This is a genomic window from Streptomyces sp. NPDC002888 (genome assembly GCF_042888465.1).
Taxonomy (GTDB): domain Bacteria; phylum Actinomycetota; class Actinomycetes; order Streptomycetales; family Streptomycetaceae; genus Streptomyces.
Window position 1 is genome coordinate 58956 of record NZ_JBIAPU010000028.1, and the last position, 21029, is coordinate 79984.

2 protein-coding genes (1 of these 2 only partly in view) are annotated in these 21029 nt (G+C 72.2%); both read right to left on the reverse strand.

What is annotated here, in order from left to right; genetic code table 11:
- Nucleotides 1–7633 carry the 5' portion of an amino acid adenylation domain-containing protein gene (locus tag ACFYWX_RS35580; RefSeq protein ID WP_389428973.1) on the reverse strand. 8369 nt of this gene lie to the left of the window's left edge, so the window shows 7633 of its 16002 coding nt (coding positions 1–7633); its start codon is at nucleotides 7631–7633; its stop codon lies beyond the left edge, outside the window.
- The gene (locus ACFYWX_RS35585) at nucleotides 7633–20523 is read right to left on the reverse strand and encodes an amino acid adenylation domain-containing protein (protein WP_389428974.1); all 12891 of its coding nucleotides are present in this window, start codon (nucleotides 20521–20523) and stop codon (nucleotides 7633–7635) included. Before ACFYWX_RS35585 ends, ACFYWX_RS35580 begins: the two co-directional genes overlap by 1 nt.
- Between the last annotated feature and the right edge of the window lie 506 nt (nucleotides 20524–21029).

Sequence of the window (21029 nt, forward strand, 5' to 3'; positions counted from 1 at the left end):
TGAGAAGGCCGACGGCGGCGGGGTCGATGGGGGCGACCGCGTCGATCGCCAGCGCCATCGTGTCGCCGTTGTCGTCGACGGAGACACCGAGCGGGTAGTTGGTGCGCTCGCGGGAGGACAGCACGCGCATGCCCTCGGGCGCGGTGTGACCCTGCTGTTCGGCCTCCGCACCGGTGTTGTGGCGGTAGTTGAGCAGCGAGGTGAAGACCGGGGTGTTGCCCGGAAGGCCGCTGGCCTGCTGGGCCAGCGCCAGGGAGGCGTGCTCGTGCTCCAGCAGCTCGGCGAGCTGGCCGCGCATCGCCGTCACCGCCTCCAGCGCGCCCAGCTCACCCGTCCTCACCCGCACCGGCAGCGTGTTCAGATACAGGCCCGCCACCCGATCCGCGCCCGCACCCGCGTTCATCCGGCCGAACAGCACCGTGCCGAACACCACGTCCGCATGGCCCGACACCGCCCCGAGGACCCGGGCCCAGGCGACGTGCATCAGCGTCGCCGGGCTCGTACCGACCCGGCGCGCCACTGCCCGCAGCTGGTCGATCACCTCGGGCGCGAGCGGGACCACCGCGCGCTCGACGGCCGCACCGTCACCCTGGACATCGACCAGCTCGTACGGCGCGGTGGGCTCGGTCACATCGCCCAGCAGCTCCGCGAAGTAGCGCTCGTGCTCGGTGCGTTCGACTCCGCCGCGCACCTGAGCCACGAAGTCGCGGAACGGCAGCGGCTGCGCCAGTTCGCCGCCGCGCCCGGCGAGGAAGGACGCCACCTCGTTCAGGAGCACCTCCAGCGCGGTGTGGTCCTGCACCAGGTGGTGCAGCCGCAGCAGCACCAGCCAGCGCCCGCCCTCGGGCAGCGCGGCCGCGTGCACGCTGATCAGCGGCGCCCGGCCCAGATCCATCGACAGGCCCACAACGGCCTGCAGTTCGGCCGCCGGGTCGGCGGCCTCGGGGTCGAGGGTCACCTCGGTCACCGGCAGCACGGCCTTGCGCCACACCACCTGCACCGGCTCGCGCAACCCCTCCCACACGAACGAGGTCCGCAGAATGTCGTGCCGGTCCACCACCTGCTGGAAGGCCCGCGCGAACTCCTCGACACGCTCCCGCGAGTCCATCTCGACGACCACCGGCATCAGGTAGGCGTCCTCGCCGCCCTCCGCCATCAGGTGATGGAACAGCAGGCCCTCCTGCAACGGAGCCAGCGGATAGACGTCCGCGATGTTCGCCGCGCCGCCCTCCACGGTCGCCGCGACCCGGGCGATCTCCTCAGCGGTCAGATCGACCAGCGGAAGCATCTCCGGAGTGATCTCCACCGCGTCCGCGGGGATCAGATTCGCTGGAACGACAACCTCATCCGCACCCGCGGAGACGGCAAGCCCCGCCGGGCTCGGGGTGTCGAACAGCGCCCGCACCGACACCGACACACCCTGCTTGCGCAGCACCTCGACCAACTGCACCGCCAGCAGCGAGTGACCGCCCAGGGCGAAGAAGTCGTCGTCGACGCCGACCTTCTCCAGCCCCAGGACCTCGGCGAACGCCGAACAGAGGGTCTCCTCGCGCGCGTTCGCCGGCGCCCGGCCGGTGCCGGCGCCCGCCGCGTAGTCGGGGGTGGGCAGGGCCTTGCGGTCCAGCTTCCCGTTGCCGGTCAGCGGCAGCGCGTCCAGGACCATCACGGCGGACGGCACCATGTGCTCCGGCAGCCTCTGCGCCGCGAACGCCCGCAGCTGCTCCGACAGTTCGCCGGCCTCGTCGTCGTCCGCAACCACGTACGCGACCAGGCGGACATCACCGGGTACGTCCTCACGAGCGACGACGGCGGCCTGCGCCACCTGCGGATGAGCGGCGATCACACCCTCGACCTCGCCGGGCTCGATCCTGAACCCACGGACCTTCACCTGCTCGTCCGTACGCCCCAGGAACTCCAGCTGACCATCAGCACGCCAGCGCGCCACATCCCCGGAGCGGTACATCCGCGCACCCGGCTCGAAGGGGTTCGCCACGAACCGCTCCGCCGTCAGACCCGGGCGCCGCACGTAACCACGAGCCACCTGCGCACCCGCGATGTACAACTCACCCGCCACACCCGGGGCGACCGGACGCAGAAACCCGTCCAGCACATACAGGCTCATGTTGGCGATCGGACGGCCCACCGGCACCGGCTCGCCGACCTCCTGACCGGCCCGGATCTCGAACACCGCACAACCGACCACCGTCTCGGTCGGACCGTACTCGTTCACCACCACCGACTCGGGCGCACGCTCCAGCCACGCCCGCACCACGGAACCGGGCAGCGCCTCGCCGCCGACCACCCAGGTCGCCGCCGCACCAGTCACCTGAGCATCCGTCAACATCTCGGCAAGCAACGGCAGGTGGGCCGGGACGGCCTTCGCCAGACCAAAGCCACCACGCTCACGCACCAGCTCCGCCAGACCCTCCGCACCGCCCTCACCGCTCACCACCACAGGCGAGCCGGAGATGAGCGGCACCACGACACTGGTCACCGTCAGGTCGAACGCCAGCGACGAGTGCAGCGGCGCACCACCCGCCGTCTCATACGCACCGGCGGCCCACCGCACGTAATTGGCGAGGCCACCCTGTGTGACCGCCACACCCTTCGGCCGACCCGTAGACCCCGACGTGAAGATCACATACGCCAGACCCTCCGCCGACACCGACACCTCAGGCGCCGTCACCGGCAGCATCGACAGCTGCATCTCCATGAGGGTGGAGTCCACCGCAACCATCCGAGCACGGCCCGCGGGCAGTTCGTCCAGGACCTCCTCGTCGGTCAGCGTCAGCACCGCACCGCTGTCCGCCAGCATCAACGAGATCCGCTCGACCGGATAAGCAGGATCGATCGGCAGGAACGCAGCCCCGGCCTTCCACGCCGCCAGGATCGCCACCACCGCGTCCACACCGCGCGGCAGGCACACGCCGACGGTCGACTCGGCGCCGACGCCCTGACCCAGCAGATAGTGAGCAAGCCGGTTCGCCCTGCCGTCCAGCTCAGCGAACGACACCTCCTCACCATCCGCGACGACCGCCACCGCATCCGGCGTCCGCGCCACCTGCCCCGCGAACAACCCCGGCACCAAGTCCGAACCGAGGTCCACCGCCGAGTCGTTCCACTCCACCAACACCCGACGACGCTCGGCGTCATCGAGGACGTCCACCGCGCTCAGCCGCAGCCCCGGATCGGCGGCCACCAGCTCCAGCACCCGCACCAGGCGCTCCGCGATCCGCTCGACCGACTCCGCCTCGAACAGGTCCGCCGCGCCGATCACCGACCCGGACACACCGGCAGGCGCACCCCGCTCGTCGAACAGCTCACCCAACAGCACATCCAGGTCGAACCGGGCCGCCGCGGCGGCGGCCATCGGCAGGTCACTCACCTGCACGCCCGACAGGTCGAGTGCGGCCCGCGCGTTGTTCTGCATCGTGAAGACGGTCTGGAACAACGGGTGGCGCCCCGTGGAACGCGTCGGCGCGAGCTCCTCCACCAGCCGCTCGAACGGCACATCCTGGTGCTCGAACGCCGACAGGCTCGTCTCCCGCACCCGCCCCAGAACGTCACGGAACGAGGGGTCACCCGACAGGTCAGCCCGGATCACCAGCGTGTTCACGAAGAACCCGACCAGATCGTCCAACGCCGCATCCGTACGACCCGCGTTCGCCGCGCCGACCGGTACGTCGGTCCCCGCGCCCAACCGCGACAACAGCACCGCCAGCGCCGACTGCAGCACCATGAACATCGTCACGCCCTCGGCCCGCGCCACCCGCGCCAGCTCCGCGTGCAACCCCGCCGGAACCTCCACCGCCACCTCATGGCCACGGTTCGACGTCACCACCGGACGCACATGGTCCAAGGGCAGCGCCAACTCCTCCGGCACCCCCGCCAACTGCCCACGCCAGTACTCCACCTGACGCGACAGCGGACTCTCCGGATCTCCGACCTCGCCCAGCAGCTCACGCTGCCACAGCGCGTAGTCCGCGTACTGCACCGGCAGCGGCTCCCACTGAGGAACCCCACCCGCTGAACGAGCCGCGTACGCGACCGACAGATCCCGGGCCAGCGGCGCCCACGACCAGCCGTCACCCGCGATGTGGTGCACCACCACGGCGAGGACGTGCTCATCCGGCGCGGTGGAGAAGAGCCAGGCCCGGATCGGCACTTCCGAGGCCAGGTCGAAGAGATGACCGGCCGCCTCCGCGACCGAGGCGTCCAGCTCCTGCGGCGCCACCGGCACGACCGAAAGCTCCCACTCCAGGTCCTCGACGGGAATGATCCGCTGGTACGGCTCGCCGTCCTCCGCCACCGCGAACACCGTGCGCAGCAGTTCGTGGCGCGCGAGGGCGTCGCGCAGGGCCGCGTCGAGGGCCTGAGGGTCGACGGTTCCGGTCAGCCGTACGGTGACCGGGATGTTGTAGGTGGGGCTGGGGCCCTCCAGTTGGCCGATGAACCACATGCGGCGCTGTGCGAACGACAGCGGGACGCGTTCGGGGCGCCCGCCCGCGGTCAGGGCCGGCCGGGCCGCGGCCGCGTCGGCCAGCCGGTTCGCGAGACCCGCCACGGTGGGCGTCTCGAACAGGGCGCGCAGCGGCAGCTCGACTCCCAGCACCGCGCGGATCCGGCTGACCAGCCGGGTCGCGAGCAGGGAGTGGCCGCCGAGCGCGAAGAAGTCGTCGTCGACCCCGACCTGGGGCAGCCCCAGCACCTGGGCGAAGGCGCCGAAGAGCAGTTCCTCCTGGACGGTCGCCGGGCCGCGGCCCGCACCCGACGTGTGCTCGGGGGCCGGCAGGGCCTTACGGTCCAGCTTGCCGTTGGCGGTGAGCGGCAGCGCGTCGAGGACCACGACCGCCGACGGGACCATGTATGCGGGCAGGCTCAGCCCCGCGTGCGCGCGAAGCTGCGCGCCGTCCACGGCGGCGCCGGCCCGGGGCACGACGTAGGCGACCAGGCGCACGTCGCCCGGGACGTCCTCGCGGGCCACCACCGCGGCCTGCGCCACGGCGTCGTGGGCGGCGAGCACCGTCTCGACCTCGCCCGGTTCGATCCGGAAGCCGCGCACCTTCACCTGGTCGTCGGCCCGCCCCAGGCACTCCAGCTGTCCGTCCGGCGTCCACCGCGCCAGGTCGCCGGTGCGGTACATCCGCACGCCCGGCTCGTACGGGCTCGCGGGGAACCGCTCCGCCGTCAGCCCGGGGCGACCCAGATATCCGCGCGCGACCTGGGCGCCCGACAGGTACAACTCGCCCGCCACGCCCGGCGCGACCGGCCGCAGGCGCTCGTCCAGCACATACGCCCGCACACCCGTGAACGGACGGCCGATCACCACGGGTCCCTCGTCCGAGACCGGCGCGGAGGTGGCCCACACCGTCACCTCGGTCGGCCCGTACACGTTCACCACCTGCGCGCCGGTCGCCGTCAGGCGCGCGGCCAGCTCGCCGGGCAGCGCCTCGCCGCCCACCAGTACCCGTACCGAGGCCGGCCAGGGGCCCGCCTCCAGCACGCCCCGCCACAGTGACGGCACGCCCTGCACCACGGTCGCCCCGGACGAGACCACGAGCTCCAGCAGCGCGGCCGGGTCCCGCACCGCGTCCCGGGAGGCCACCACCACCGACGCGCCGGACACCAGCGGCAGGAACAGCTCCAGGGCCGCGATGTCGAAGGACACCGTGGTCACGGCCACCAGCCGGTCACCGCCCGACAGTGGCGCCCGCTCCCCCGCGCCCCGCAGGTGCGCCGCCAGCGCGGCGTGCGGGACCACGACGCCCTTGGGCCGGCCGGTCGACCCCGAGGTGAAGATCACGTAGGCCGCGTCCTGCGGCCGCACCACCGTGCCCAGCGGCCCGCCGTCCAGCCCCGCGACGGCGGGGTCTCCCGCCAGCACTCGCACGACACCCTCGGGCAGCACCGGGGCGCACTCCGCCGAGGTGACCACGCACACGGGCGTGGCGTCCTCCAGCACGTACGCGAGCCGCTCGGCGGGATACTCCGGGTCCAGCGGCAGATACGCGGCGCCGGCCTTCACCGCCGCCAGCAGCGCCACCACCAGCTCGACGCCCCGCTCCAGACACACGCCCACCACGGAGCCGGCGCCCACGCCCGAGCCGGCCAGGTGACGTGCCAGCCGGTTCGCCCGCGCGTCGAGCTCGGCGTACGACACCGCGACGCCCTCGAAGACGACCGCGGTCGCCTCCGGGGTCCGGGTTGCCTGCGCCGCGAACAGCTCGGGCAGGAGAGCCGACTGCTCCGTCCCGGCCGCCGCGCCGCCCCACTCGAGGAGCAGCCGCTCACGCTCGGCGGGGTCCAGCACCTCGACCGTGCTCACCGGCGCCGACGGGTCGGCGACGAGCTGTTCCAGCACCCGCAGCAGGCGTTCGCTCAGTGACCGGGCCGAGTCCGCTTCGAACAGGTCGGCGGCCACCGTCAGCGAGCCGCGCAGACCGGCCGGCCGGCCCGCCTCGTCGAACGTCTCCCAGCAGTCCACCTCGAGATCGAGCTTGGCGCCGTGGACGTTCGTCGTGGCCACCTCGACGCGCAGCCCGGGGAGTTCCAGCACCGCCGCGGTGTTGTTCTGGAGGTTCAGCATGACCTGGAAGAGCGGGTGGCGCGCCATCGAGCGGGTGGGCGCGAGCTCCTCCACCAGCTTCTCGAAGGGGACGTCCTGGTGCTCGAAGGCCGACAGGGCAGTGTCCTGCCCCCGGGCCAGCAGTTCGCGAAAGCTGGGGTCGCCCGTCAGGTCGGTGCGGATGACGAGGGTGTTGACGAAGAAGCCGACCAGGTCGTCCAGCGCCGAGTCGGCGCGCCCGGCGACCGCCGAGCCGATCGGGATGTCGTCCCCGGCGCCGAGACGGGCGAGCAGGACGGCCAGGGCGCTGCGCAGCACCATGAACGGGGTCACCCCCTCGGCCAGCGCCAGCTCCGCGAGCTTCGCGTGCACCTCGGCGGGCACCTCCAGGGGCACCCGGTGGCCGCGGTAGGAGCCGACGGCGGGGCGCGGGCGGTCGACCGGCAGCGCCAGCTCCTCGGGCACGCCTGCCAGGGCCTCGCGCCAGTGGGCGACCTGCCGCGACAGCCGGCTGTCCGGGTCGCTCTCGTCGCCGAGCAGCTCGCGCTGCCAGAGCGCGTAGTCCGCGTACTGCACCGGCAGCGGCTCCCACTTGGGCGCCCGGCCTGCCGTGCGCGCCGCGTACGCCACCGAGATGTCCCGGGCGAGGACGGGCATGGACCAGCCGTCGCCTGCGATGTGGTGGGTGGTCAGGACGAGGGTGTGCTCCTCCGGGCCGGTCGAGTACAGCCAGGCCCGGATCGGGACCTCCTGCGCCAGGTCGAAGGCGTACTCCGCCGCGGCCGTGACCGCCTCGTCGAGGTCGGCCGGGGCGACCTCGGCCACGGTCAGGGCCCAGTCCAGTTCGCCGAGTTCGAGGATCCGCTGGTACGGCTCGCCGTCGGTGACGGCGTAGACGGTGCGCAGCACCTCGTGGCGGCCGATGACGTCCCGCAGCGCCTCGTCCAGCGCGGCGCCGTCCACCCGGCCCGAGAGGCGGAGCACGACCGGGAGGTTGTACCTGGCGCTCGGGCCGTCCAGCTGGCCTATGAACCACAGCCGGCGCTGGGCGAAGGACAGGGGAACCATCAGGACTCCTCGTGGTTGCGCATCGGCCGCAGAGCCGGCCTGGTTGATTTCTCGGTTCCCACGCGCCGGGCCAGGCCGGCCACGGTGCGTACCTCGAACACCGCCCGCAGGGGCAGTTCGACGCCCAGGACTTCCCGCACCCTGGTCACCAGGCGGGTGGCCAGCAGGGAGTGGCCGCCCAGGGCGAAGAAGTCGTCGTCCATTCCGACCTCCGCGAGGCCGAGCACCTCGCGGAACACGCCGCCGAGGGCCTCCTCGCGGCTGTCGGCCGGCCCGCGGCCCCCGCCGGTCGAGTAGGCGGGGGCGGGCAGGGCCGCGCGGTCGAGCTTTCCGTTGGCGGTCAGCGGCAGCGCGTCGAGCACCACGACCGCCGACGGGACCAGGTACTCGGGCAGCCGGTCGACCAGGAACTCCCGTACGCCGACTGTCAGTTCGGTGCCCGCAGGGTCGGCGGGGACTACGTAGGCGACCAGGCGCGGGCCGCCGGAGGCGTCCTCGCGGGTGACGACCGCGACCTGCGCCAGCTGTGGGTGCCCGGCGAGCACCTCGGCGACCTCTCCCGGCTCGACCCGGAAGCCGCGGATCTTCACCTGGTGGTCCGTACGGCCGGCGAACACCAGCCGCCCGTCCGCCGTCCAGCGCGCCCGGTCGCCGGTGCGGTACATCCGTGCGCCCGGCTCGAGAGGGCAGGCCACGAACCGCTCGGCCGTCAGCGCGGCCTGCTGCGTGTAGCCGCGGGACAGGCCGGAGCCGGTGGTGTAGAGCTCGCCCTCGACCCCGACCGGCACCGGGCGCAGCCCGGCGTCCAGCACGTACACCCGGGTGTCGGCGATGGGGCTGCCGATCGGCACGGAGGCGGTGCCCTCGGTCAGTTCGGCCGCGAGGATCTCGTGGACCGTGGTGAAGGTCGTGTTCTCGGTCGGGCCGTAGCCGTTGAACAGCCGCACCTCGGGCAGTGCGGCCAGCAGGCGGCGGCAGTGCGCCGGTGACAGGGCGTCGCCGCCGGCCAGCAGGCGGCGGAGCCCGGCCAGGGCGGACACGTCCTGGTCGACCACCTCGTGGAACAGGCCGGCTGTCAGCCAGGCCGTGTCCACGGCGTGGGCGGTCAGGAAGGCCTTGAGCTCGGTCACCGAGAGGGCACCGGGCGCGGCGACCGCGAGGGTCGCCCCGTTGAGCAGCGGGCCCCAGATCTCCAGGGTCGCCGCGTCGAAGGAGGCCGAGGAGAGCTGGCCGACCACGTTCCCCGGGCCCAGCTCCAGGTAGCCGCCGTCGCGCACCAGCCGGTCGACGGACCGGTGCGGCACGACCGTGCCCTTGGGCCGCCCGGTGGAGCCGGAGGTGTAGATGACGTAGGCGGCGTTGTCCGCACCCAGCGGCGCGCGCAGCTCCGCCGGCCGCAGCGGCCCCTCGTCGAAGCCCGCCAGCTCGCGTGCCGTCTCCTCTTCGCCCAGCACCACCCGGGCCAGGCCGGTGGTGGCCAGGGTGCCGCGGCCGTCGGTCAGCAGCAGGGTCGACGCGGAGTCCGCCAGCATGTGGGCGATGCGCTCCGCCGGGTACGAGAGGTCCAGCGGCAGATAGGCGCCACCGGCCTTCACCACCGCGAGCAGGGCGACCACCAGGTCGATGCCCCGATCCAGGGCCACCGCCACCACCGACTCCGGGGCCACACCGCGGCCGATCAGCAGCCGCGCCAGCCGGTTGGTCCGCGCGTCCAGCTCGGCGTACGACAGGCTCACGCCGTCTGCGACCACCGCCGTCGCGTCGGGAGTCGCGGCGGCCTGTGCCGCGAACAGCTCCGGCAGCGTCGCCGCGGCCAGGCCGCGGCCGGTGCTGTTCCACTCGTCGAGCATGCGGTGCAGTTCGCCCTCGTCCAGCACCGCCACCGCGTCCAGGGGCAGCTCCGGGCCGCCGTCCAGCGCCGTCTCCAGCGCCGACACCAGGTTCGCCATCGCGTTGCGGGCCAGTTCGCCCACCGCGGCGCCGTCGGCCGGTGCCACCGAGTCCACGGACAGGGCGATGTCCTCGCCGTTGTCGTCGACCATCAGCGCCAGCGGGAAGTTGGTGCGCTCGTTCGCGAACACCAGGCGGCTGCCGTCGAGTTCGCCGTCCCAGCGCTCGTCCAGGTTCTGGCCGGCGTTGCGCCGGTAGTTGATGAACGAGGTGAACAGCGGACTGCCGCCGGCCACGCCGCTGGCGCGCTGGGCGAGCACCAGCGGGGCGTGCTCGTGCTCCAGCAGCTCGGCGAGCTGGCTGCGCATCGCGGCGACGGCCGCCACCACGCCGAGGCGCCGCCCCGGCATGCGCACCGGCAGGGTGTTGATGAACGGGCCGGGGATCCGGTCGGCGCCGGCGGCGGCGTTCATACGGCCGGACAGGACGGTGCCGAAGACCACGGTCGGCTGGTTCGAGACGGCCGCGAGGACCCGGCCCCAGACCACGTGCAGCAGGGTCGCCGGGCTGGTGCCCAGGCGGCGGGCCACCTCGCGCAGCCGGGCGTCCACCTCGGGGGCGGGCTCGACCCGGTTGCGGACCAGGGCGGCGCCGTCACCGCGCACGTCGACGAGCCCGAACGGCGCGGTCGGCTCCTCGACGTCGCCCAGCAGGCCCGCGAAGTACCGCTCGTGCTCCTCCCGCGCCACGCCGCCGCGGGCCTGGGCGACGAAGTCGCGGAACGGCAGCGGTGCGGGGAGTTCGGCGCTGCGGCCGGTCAGGAAGGCCTTGACCTCGGTCAGCAGCACCACCAGCGCGGTGTGGTCGCGCACCATGTGGTGCGCCCGGACCAGCGCCAGCCACTTGCCGCCTGCGGGCGCGGCCGCGATGTGCAGGGTGATCAGCGGGGGGTCGGCCAGGTCCATCGAGTGGCCGCCGTGGGCGACCAGTTCGGCGATGGGGTCGGCGGCCTGCGGGGCCGGCGCGACCTCGGTGACGGACAGCGGCGCATGCCGCAGCACCACCTGCACCGGCTCGCGCAGGCCGTCCCAGACGTACGCGGTGCGGTAGATGTCGTGCCGGTTCACCACCTGGTCCATGGCCTGGGCGAAGGCGTCCAGGCGGGCCCGGGAGTCGAACTCCAGCACCGCGGGCATCACATAGGCGTCGTCGCCGCCGTCCGCGAGCACATGGTGGAAGAGCAGGCCTTCCTGGAGCGGGGCCAGCGGGTAGACGTCCGCGATGTTCGCCGCGCCGCCGGGGACGGCCGCGACCACGGCGGCGACCTCCTGCTCCGTCAGGTCCACCATGGAGAGCATCTCCGGGGTGATCTCCTGCGCGCCCGCGGGGATCCTGTTGGCGGGCGCGGTGATCCGCTCGGCGCCCACGGACGCCGCCACCCCGGCCGGGGAGGGGGTGTCGAACAGGGTGCGGACGGAGATCGAGACGCCCTGGGAGCGGAGGATCTCCACCAGCCGGACGGCCACCAGGGAGTGCCCGCCCAGTTCGAAGAAGTCGTCGTCCACGCCGACCCGTTCCAGGCCCAGAACCTCGGCGAAGGCCGCGCAGACGAGCTCCTCGCGGGCGTCGGCCGGTCCCCGGCCGGTGCCGGCCCGGCCCGCCAGGTCAGGGGCCGGGAGCGCCTTGCGGTCCAGCTTGCCGTTGGCTGCCAGCGGCAGCGCGTCCAGCACCACCACGGCGGACGGCACCAGGTGCTCCGGCAGCTTCTCGGCGGCGAACTGCCGTAGCTGCGCGGGCAGGCTCTCGCCGTCCACGCCGTCGCCGGGCACCACGTAGGCGACCAGGCGGGTTTCGCCGGGGGTGTCCTGACGCGCGACGACGGCCGCCTGGGCGACCTGCCGGTGCGCGGCCAGCGCCGCCTGCACCTCGCCGGGCTCGATCCGGTAGCCGCGGATCTTCACCTGCTCGTCGGCCCGGCCGAGGAAGACCACCTGGCCGTCCGCGGTCCACCGTGCGAGGTCACCGGTGCGGTACATCCGCAGGCCCGGCTCGAAGGGGTTGGCGACGAACCGCTCCGCCGTGAGGCCCGGACGCCTGACGTAGCCGCGCGCCAGCTGTGCGCCCGCGACGTACAGCTCGCCCGCCACGCCCACCGGCACCGGCTGCAGGCGGGCGTCCAGCAGGTAGAACCGGGTGTTGCCGACCGGCCTGCCGATCGGGACCACTCCGTCCGCGACCAGTTCGGCGGTCAGCCGGGTGGTGGCGACGCCGATGGTGGTCTCGGTGGGGCCGTAGTGGTTGTGGACCGCGCACCCGTCGGCCGCGGCCACCAGCTGCCGCACCCAGTCCGGGGCGGCGGCCTCGCCGCCGAGGACCAGCGACCGCGCCGGAAGCACCTGCTCCAGGCCGGCCACCGCGCTCAGCGCCGCGAGGTGCGAGGGGACGACCTTCAGGTGGTCGATGCGGTGCTCGGCCAGATAGCCGGAGACCATGGCCGGGTCGGTGACCGCGCCCTCCTGAAGGATGTGCAGCTCCCCGCCGGTCACCAGGCTCGCGAACAGAACCGTGTTGCCCAGGTCGGTGACCTGCGCCTGGAGAAGGGCGTGCCGGGCGCCCGGCCCGGTGTACCCGATCCGGGGCGGAACCGTGGCGACGTAGTTGGCCAGCGCCCCGTGGGTGACCGCCACGCCCTTCGGACGGCCGGTCGAGCCGGAGGTGTAGATCACGTAGGCCAGGCAGCCCGGGTCCGCCGCCGTCTCCGGCGCGGTCGTGGGGGCCGCGGCCAGCTGCATCGCCGTCAGCGTGCCGTCCAGCGTCACCGCGCGGATCCGGCCGGCCGGCAGCTCGTCCAGGAACTCCTCGGTGGTGAGCACCAGTGCCACCTGGCAGTCGGTGAGCATGAACGCCACCCGGTCGGCCGGCTGCTCGGGGTCGATCGGCAGATAGCCGGCGCCGGCCTTCCAGACCGCCAGCATCGCGGTGATCATCTCGACGCCGCGCGGCAGCGCCAGGCCCACCGCGGACTCGGCGCCGACGCCCTGGCCGACCAGGTAGTGCGCGAGCCGGTTCGCCCGGGCGTCCAGTTCGGCGTACGACACCCGCTCGCCGTCGGCGACGATCGCCACCGCGTCGGGGGTGCGTGCCGCCTGGGCCTCGAAGCGGTCGGCGACGGTGCCGGCCGGCACTTCGTCCGCCGTGTCGTTCCACTCCGTGAGCAGGCGCGAGCGCTCGGCCTCGCCCAGCACCCGGACCTCGTTCAGCGGCAGCTCCGGGCCACCGTCCAGCGCCTTCTCCAGTGCGCCGACCAGGTTCTCGGTCGTGGTGCACACCAGCGTGCCCACCTCGGCCGAGTCGATCGAGCCCACGGCGTCGACGGCGACCTCGATCCCGTCGCCGTTGTCGTCGACCAGGATGACCAGCGGGTAGTTGGTGCGCTCCCGCGACAGCAGCAGGCGGGTGCCCTCCATCACCTCGCCGGCGCGCTCCTCGGGGCTCTGCGCCTCGTTGCGCCGGTAGTTGATGAACGAGGTGAACAGCGGAGCGTCGCCGACGATGCGGCTGGCCCGCTGTGCCGCCACCAGCGGCGCGTGCTCGTGCTCCAGCAGCTCGGCCAGCTGGTCGCGCATCGCGGTGACGGCGGCGAGCACACCGTGGCGGTCCGTCAGGGCGCGGACGGGCAGCGTGTTCATGAACGGTCCGGGCACCCGGTCGGCACCGGCCCCGGAGTTCATCCGGCCGTACAGCACGGTGCCGAAGACCACGTCCTCGCGGCCGCTGACCGCGGCCAGCACCCGGGCCCACGCCACGTGCAGCAGCGTCGCGGGGCTGGTTCCCAGGCGGCGTGCGATCTCCCGCAGGCGGGTGTTCAGATCCCCGCTGAAGGCGGTCACCCCGTGCACGGTGTCCGCGCCGTCGCCGCGCACGTTCAGCACTCCGTACGCCGCGGTCGGCTCGTCCACGTCGGCGAGCAGTCCGGCGAAGTACCGCTCGTGCTCCGCGAGCGGCACTCCAAGGCGGGCCTGTGCGACGAAGTTGCGGAACGGCATCGGCGCGGGCAGCTCCGCGGCACGCCCGGCCACGATCGTCCGGACCTCGCTGAGCACGACCTCCAGCGCGGTGTGGTCGCGCACCGTGTGGTGCATCCGGGTCAGCGCCATCCAGCCTCCGCCCGGCAGCGCCGCGTAGTCCACCCGCAGGAGCGGTGCGTGGCCCAGGTTCATCGAGGAGCCGACGATCGCCTGCAGCTCGGCCGCCGGGTCGGTGGTGTCCGGGCCGAGGGTCACCTCGGCCACCGGCAGGACGGCGCGGCGCCACACCACCTGCACGGGCTCGCGCAGGCCCTCCCAGACGAAGGACGTACGGAAAATGTCGTGCCGGTCCACGACCAGTTGCAGCGCCTCGACGAACGCGTCCAGACGCTCCCGGGTGTCGAACTCCAGCGCCGCCCGCAGCACATAGGCGTCCTCGCCGCCCTCGGCGAGGAGGTGGTGGAAGAGCAGGCCCTCCTGGAGCGGGGCCAGAGGATAGACGTCCGCGATGTTCGCGGCGCCCCCCTCGACGGTGGCCACGATCCGCTCGGTCTCGTCGGTGGTCAGGTCGACGAGCGGGAGCATCTCCGGGGTGATCTCCCGCGCGTCGGCGGGGATGAGGTTCGCCGGCACCTCCACCTGGACGACACCGGTGGAGGCGGCCAGACCGGCCGGCGTCGGGGCCTGGAACAACGTCCGCACAGACACCGCTACACCCCGCAGGCGAAGCTGCTCGACGAGGCGGATACCCAGCAGGGAGTGGCCGCCGAGACGGAAGAAGTTGTCGTCGACGCCGACACTCTCCAGACCGAGGACTTCGGCGAAGGCGGCGCAGACGATCTCCTCACGCGCGTTCGCCGGGCCTCGGCCCTCTCCCGCGGTGTATGCGGGGGCGGGCAGGGCCTTGCGGTCGAGCTTGCCGTTGACACTCAGTGGCAGCTCGTCCAGGACGACGACGGCCGAGGGCACCATGTAGTCCGGCAGCTGCCGTGCCGTGAACTCCCGTACAGCTTCAGGAAGTTCAGCTGTGGAGTCGGAGTCCGGGACGACGTAGGCCACCAGACGCAGCTCACCCGGCACATCCTCGCGAGCGATCACCGCGGCCTGCGCCACCAGCGGATGCCCGGCGATCACGGCCTGCACCTCTCCCGGTTCGATCCGGAAGCCGCGGATCTTCACCTGCTCATCGGCCCGGCCCAGGTACTCCAGTTGGCCATCCGCCCGCCAACGGGCGATGTCACCGGTGCGATACATCCGCGCGCCCGGCTCGAACGGGTTCGCAACGAACCGCTCCCCCGTCAGGGCAGCACGGCCCGCATAACCACGCGCCAACTGCACACCCGCCAGATAGAGCTCACCGCCCGCACCCACCGGAACCGGGCTCAGCCCGGCATCCAGGACGTACACCCGGGTGTTGGCGATCGGCGCACCGATCGGCACCACACCGGTGCTCTGCCCGCGCTCGCACGACCAGGCCGTGACATCGACCGCGGCCTCCGTCGGACCGTACAGATTGTGCAGCTCCACCCCGCCGAACACCTCGAAGAAGCGATCTGCCACCACCGGCGACAGCGCCTCACCCGAGCACACCACCCGGCGCAGGCTCACACACCGCGCCGCAGACGGCTCGGCAAGGAACGCCTCCAGCATCGACGGCACGAAGTGCGCCGTCGTCACCCCCTGCTCGGAGATCAGCGACGCCAGGTACTCCGGATCCCGGTGCCCACCCGGACGCGCCACCACCAGGCACGCACCCTCCAGCAGCGGCCAGAAGAACTCCCACACCGACACGTCGAACCCGAACGGCGTCTTCTGCACCACCCGGTCCTCAGCACCCAGCTCATAGCGGGACTGCATCCACGCCAGCCGGTTCACGATGCCCTCGTGCGCCACCACAACGCCCTTCGGACGCCCCGTCGAACCCGACGTGAAGATCACATACGCGGCATCCTGCGGCTCTATCACCACACCCAGCGCGCCACCGTCGAGATCCGCCAGGGCCGGATCCTCCACCAGCACCCCCGCCACACCCGCCGGAAGCACCTCCGCAAGCCCGCCGGTGGTCACCACCACAGACACGCCCGCCGTCTCCACCACATAGCCGAGCCGCTCCGCCGGATACTCCGGATCCATTGGCAGATACGCCGCACCCGCCTTCACCACCGCCAGCAGCGCCACCACCAACTCGACCCCGCGCTCCAGACACACCCCCACCACCGACTCCGGGCCGACACCGCGGCCGGCCAGCAGACGCGCCAAGCGGTTCGCCCGCGCGTCCAACTCCGCGTACGACACCTCCACACCCTCGAACACCACCGCCACCGCATCAGGCGTGAGCGCCACCTGCGCCTCGAACAACCCCGGAAGCGTCGACGGCTCGACCTCCACCGCCGTGTCGTTCCACTCCACCAACACCCGCCGACGCTCCACCGCGTCCAGCACCTCAACCGCACCCAGCGCGACCTCCGGACCACCGTCCAGCGCCGTCTCCAATGAGACCAGCAGGTTCCACGTCGCCGTGCACAGCAGCGAGATGACGAGCCGTGGGTCCACGGAGGGCAGCACGTCGACGCTCACCCGCATCGCGTCAGCGTCGTCGTCGACGTTCACCGCGAGTGGGTAGTTGGTGTACTCCCGGTAGTGGCGGAGCTCGACGCCGTCGAAGAGGGTGCCGCTCTTACGGACGGAACGGTCGTTGTGCCGGAAGTTGAACATGGAGGCGAACAGAGGGCTCTCGCCCTCCACTCCGCTGGCGTTCTGCGCCACGGCGAGCGGTGCGTGCTCGTGTTCGAGCAGTGCGGCGAGCTGGCTTCGCACCGCGCCGACGGCGGCCAGCACACCCAGGTCTCCGGTTTTCACGCGCACCGGCAGCAGGTTCATGAAGGGGCCGAGCTGCCGGTCCGCCTCGGCGTCGGCGTTCATCCGGCCGAACAGGACCGTGCCGAACACCACGTCGTCGTGGCCGCTCACCACCGCGAGGACCCGCGCCCAGGCGACATGCATCAGCGTCGCGGGGCTGGCGCCGGCCTTCCGGGAGACCTCGCGGAGCTTGCGCTCCAGATCGGGGGCGATCCGCGCCTCGGTCTCGACCGTCTCCGTCCCGGACGCACGCGTCTCCAGCAGCCCGAACGGCGCTGTCGGTTCGGTGACGTCGCCCAGCAGCTCGGCGAAGAAGCGCTCGTGCCCTTCACCGTCGAGCCCCGCCCGGGCCTGGACCACGACGTCGCGGAACGGCAGCGGCTGCGGCAGCTCGGTGTCGCGCCCCTGCATGATGGCCTGGATCTCGGCGAGCAGCACCTCGACCGTGGTGTGGTCCTGCACCATGTGGTGCAGCCGCAGCAGGGCGAGGCGGCGGCCGTCCGCGGTCTCGGCCACGTGGAGCCCGAGCAGCGGGGCCCGGGTGAGGTCCACCGTGCGGCCGACCGCCGCGGCCAGTTCGGCAACCGGGTCGGCGGCCTGCGGGTCGAGAGCCACCTCGGTCACCGGCAGCTCAGCACGCCGGCACACCACCTGGACCGGCTCGGGCAGCCCCTCCCAGACGATCGCCGTGCGGAAGATGTCGTGCCGGTCCAGCACCTGCTGCAGCGCGTCGGCGAAGACGTCGAGCCGCTCCTTGGAGTCCAACTCCAACACGAAGGAGGCCAGATAGGTGTCGTCGTCGCCGTCATCGAGGAGGTGGTGGAAGAGCAGGCCCTCCTGGAGCGGGGCGAGCGGGTAGATGTCCGCGATGTTGGCTGCGCCGCCCTCCACCGTGGCGACGACCCGCTCGATCTCCTCAGCGGTCAACTCGACCAGCGGAAGCATCTCCGGCGTGATCGCGATCGCGTCGGCGGGGATCAGGTTCGCCGGCACGGCGACCTCCGCGGCACCCACGGACCGGGCGAGACCGGCCGGCGTCGGTGTTTCGAAGAACGCCCGTACCGATACGGACACACCGAGCTTGCGGAGCCTCCCCACCAGGCGGATCGCCATCAGCGACTGGCCGCCAAGACGGAAGAAGTCGTCGTCCACGCCGACGCTCTCCAGACCCAGCACCTCGGCGAAGGCCGCGCAGACGACCTCCTCACGCACGTTCGCGGGGGCACGACCGGAGCCGGTGGAGTACTCGGGCGCGGGCAGGGCCTTGCGGTCCAGCTTGCCGTTCACCGACAACGGCAGCTCATCCAGGACGACGACGGCCGAGGGCACCATGTACTCGGGAAGACGGGAAGCGACGAACCGCCTTACGTCTTCGGGCAGTTCGGAATTGCTGCCGCCCTCCGGGACGACATACGCCACCAGACGCTTGTCACCCGGCACATCCTCACGCGCGACGACAGCCGCCTGCGCGACCCGCGCATGCGCGGCAACGACAGCCTGGATCTCCCCCGGCTCGATACGGAAGCCGCGGATCTTCACCTGCTCGTCCGCACGGCCCAGGTACTCCACCACACCATCAGCGGTCCAACGGGCCACGTCACCGGTGCGGTACAGCCGCTCCCCGGTGCCGTACGGCGAGGCAACGAAACGTTCCGCGGTGAGCGCGGCCCGGTTGGCGTACCCGCGCGCGAGCTGCACGCCGGCTATATACAGCTCGCCCGCCGCACCGGGAGCGACCGGCTGCAAGTACTCGTCCAGCACATACAGACGGGTGTTGGCCACCGGCCCACCGATCGGCACGACACCGCTTCCACTGCCCCGCTCACAACGCCACGCCGTGACATCGACCGCGGCCTCCGTCGGACCGTACAGATTGTGCAGCTCCACCCCGTCGAACACCTCGAAGAAGCGATCTGCCACCACCGGCGACAGCGCCTCACCCGAGCACACCACCCGGCGCAGCACCGCACCGCAACCCGCCGCGGACGGCTCGGCAAGGAACGCCTCCAGCATCGACGGCACGAAGTGCGCCGTCGTCACCCCCTGCCCGGAGATCAGCGAGGCCAGGTACTCCGGATCCCGGTGCCCGCCCGGACGCGCCACCACCAGGGCCGCGCCCACCGAGAGCGGCCAGAAGAACTCCCACACCGACACGTCGAACCCGAACGGCGTCTTCTGCACCACCCGGTCCTCAGCACCCAGCTCATAGCGGGACTGCATCCACGCCAGCCGGTTCACGATGCCCTCGTGCGCCACCACAACGCCCTTCGGACGCCCCGTCGAACCCGACGTGAAGATGACGTACGCCGGATGCCCCGGCAGCACGGCCGCACCCAGCGCCGTGCCCGGCAGACCCGCCAACTCCTCGACGACGGCCGGCGCATCCAGCACCACCACCGGTGCACCAGCCGGGATCACCTCGGTGAAGGCCCGCGCCGTCACCACCGCGGCCGGCACGGCATCCTCCAGCACCACGGCAATCCGCTCCGCCGGGTAGCCCGGATCCAGCGGCAGATACGCCGCACCCGCCTTCACCACCGCCAGCAGCGCCACCACCAACTCGACCCCGCGCTCCAGGCACACCCCCACCACCGACTCCGGGCCGACGCCGCGGCCGGCCAGCAGACGCGCCAAGCGGTTCGCCCGCGCATCCAGCTCCGCGTACGACACCTCCACACCCTCGAACACCACCGCCACCGCATCAGGCGTGAGCGCCACCTGCGCCTCGAACAACCCCGGAAGCGTCGACGGCTCGACCTCCACCGCCGTGTCGTTCCACTCCACCAACACCCGCCGACGCTCGTCCGCGTCCAGAAGGCCGGAGCGGCTGACCCGTTCGTCGGCCTCGACGGAGGCGAGCCAGTTCGCCAGGGCGAGGAAGCGGCGGTAGACCTCGTCGCCCGGTGTGAGGCCGGGCGCGTCGCCGTTGATGTCGACGGCGATCTCCATGCCGGACCGGTCGTAGACGTCGATCCGGGTGCCGTCGACCGGCCCGCTGGCCAGGTTGTGCGCGGTGATGGTGCAGTCGCCGAACGGCAGTGCGTAGATGTCGAAGGACATGACGTTGATCGTCAGGTCCCACAGGTCGCCCTCGCCGAGCGCCGCGTCGTGGAGCATCTCCTCGTAGCGGTAGCGCTGGTGGCGCAGGCCCTGGAACACCGCGCGGGTCGTGCGCCGCACGAGGTCCGCGACGGTGGTGTCCGGGGTGATCTCCACCCGGATCGGGAGGACGTTGTGGGTCATGAGCGGAACCGCGAGGTCCCGCGTCCCCACGCGTCCGCTCACCGGCACGCCTACGACCACGTCGCGCTGCCCGGTGCGGTAGTGCTGGTAGAGCACCGCGGCGCTGATCATCAGGCCGGCGAAGTTGGTACCCAGCCGGCGGGCGGTCGCTTTCAGGTCCGCGGCGACCGAGTCGTCGACGTCCTCCAAGAACCGGACGGGGGCTCCCTGGACCCGCCTCGCGTGGCTCCCGCCGAGGCCCTCCGCCACCGGGATCCCGGCGAGGACGCCTCTCCAGTACTCCCGGTCCGCCTGGTAGTCGGCGGAGGCCCGGTAGTCGCGTTCCGCATCCATCAGCACGGTGCTGGACGGGAGGGCGGTCTCGTCCACCGAGCCGCCCTGCAGCAGCGCGTTGTAGATCTGCGAGAGCCGGCCGACGATCAGCCCGATGCTGCGGCCGTCCAGGATGACGTGGTAGGCGCGCTGGTACCACAGGGTGAGGCGGGGACCGGCCGTGAAGATCTTGATGCGGTAGAGGGCGCGGTCGGCCGTCCCTCGCTCCTGCCGGAGGTCCTCCCACATCAGGCGCTCGGCGGCCGCACGCGGGTCGGCATCGCCGCTGACGTCGATGACGTCCACCGGGTAGTCCGCCACGTCGTGGAAGTACTGCCTCGGTTGCCCGTCGACCTCGCGGATCCGCAGCCGAACGGCGTCCGCCTCCTCCATCAGGCGTCGTGAGGCCTGCACCAGGAGCGCGAGGTTCACGTCTCCGTCGAGCTCCAGGTATTCGCCACCGTTGAAGTACGGGTTCTCGGGCGCGAGCTGATGGCCATACCAGATCGCGAGCTGGCCGGCCATCAACTCCCGGAGTCCACCCTCAGACGTAGCCATTCCCGCGCACTCCATTCGGTTCGACTCATCGGCCGGCAGGCGACAGCAGGAACCTCAAGCAGCGCGCAGGTTCGACCGACACCCTGCGATGCAGTCATGAGGCGGGCCAGCCGGAACTGAATACTTGGCGTCCCGATGGAATCGCAAAATGCGGCCCCTTGCCGCAAAAGGCGTCCTCGACGCCGAACACGTTTCCCCCGGCACGCACTCTCCGCCGCCCGGGACGTGATCCACTATGGCTCAGGGACGCTGATGCGATCAATGAGCTACGGCCGCTCGAACGGCCTTGCCGCGCCTGCGACCTGGCGGGTTCGGGGCAGGCCGTTCAACTGTGCCGCCGCGCCGGTTGAACACTGTTCGGACGTGCTGCCCGAACGCGGTTGACAGTCGTACGGAATGGAGCTTCACATCGGCGCCTGCGCCCGGCCCCGGGATTCCGGACGACATTCCGCCAACGCCCCGGACACGTGCATGATATTTCGGTCTCGAATTCCGACGATCCTGTG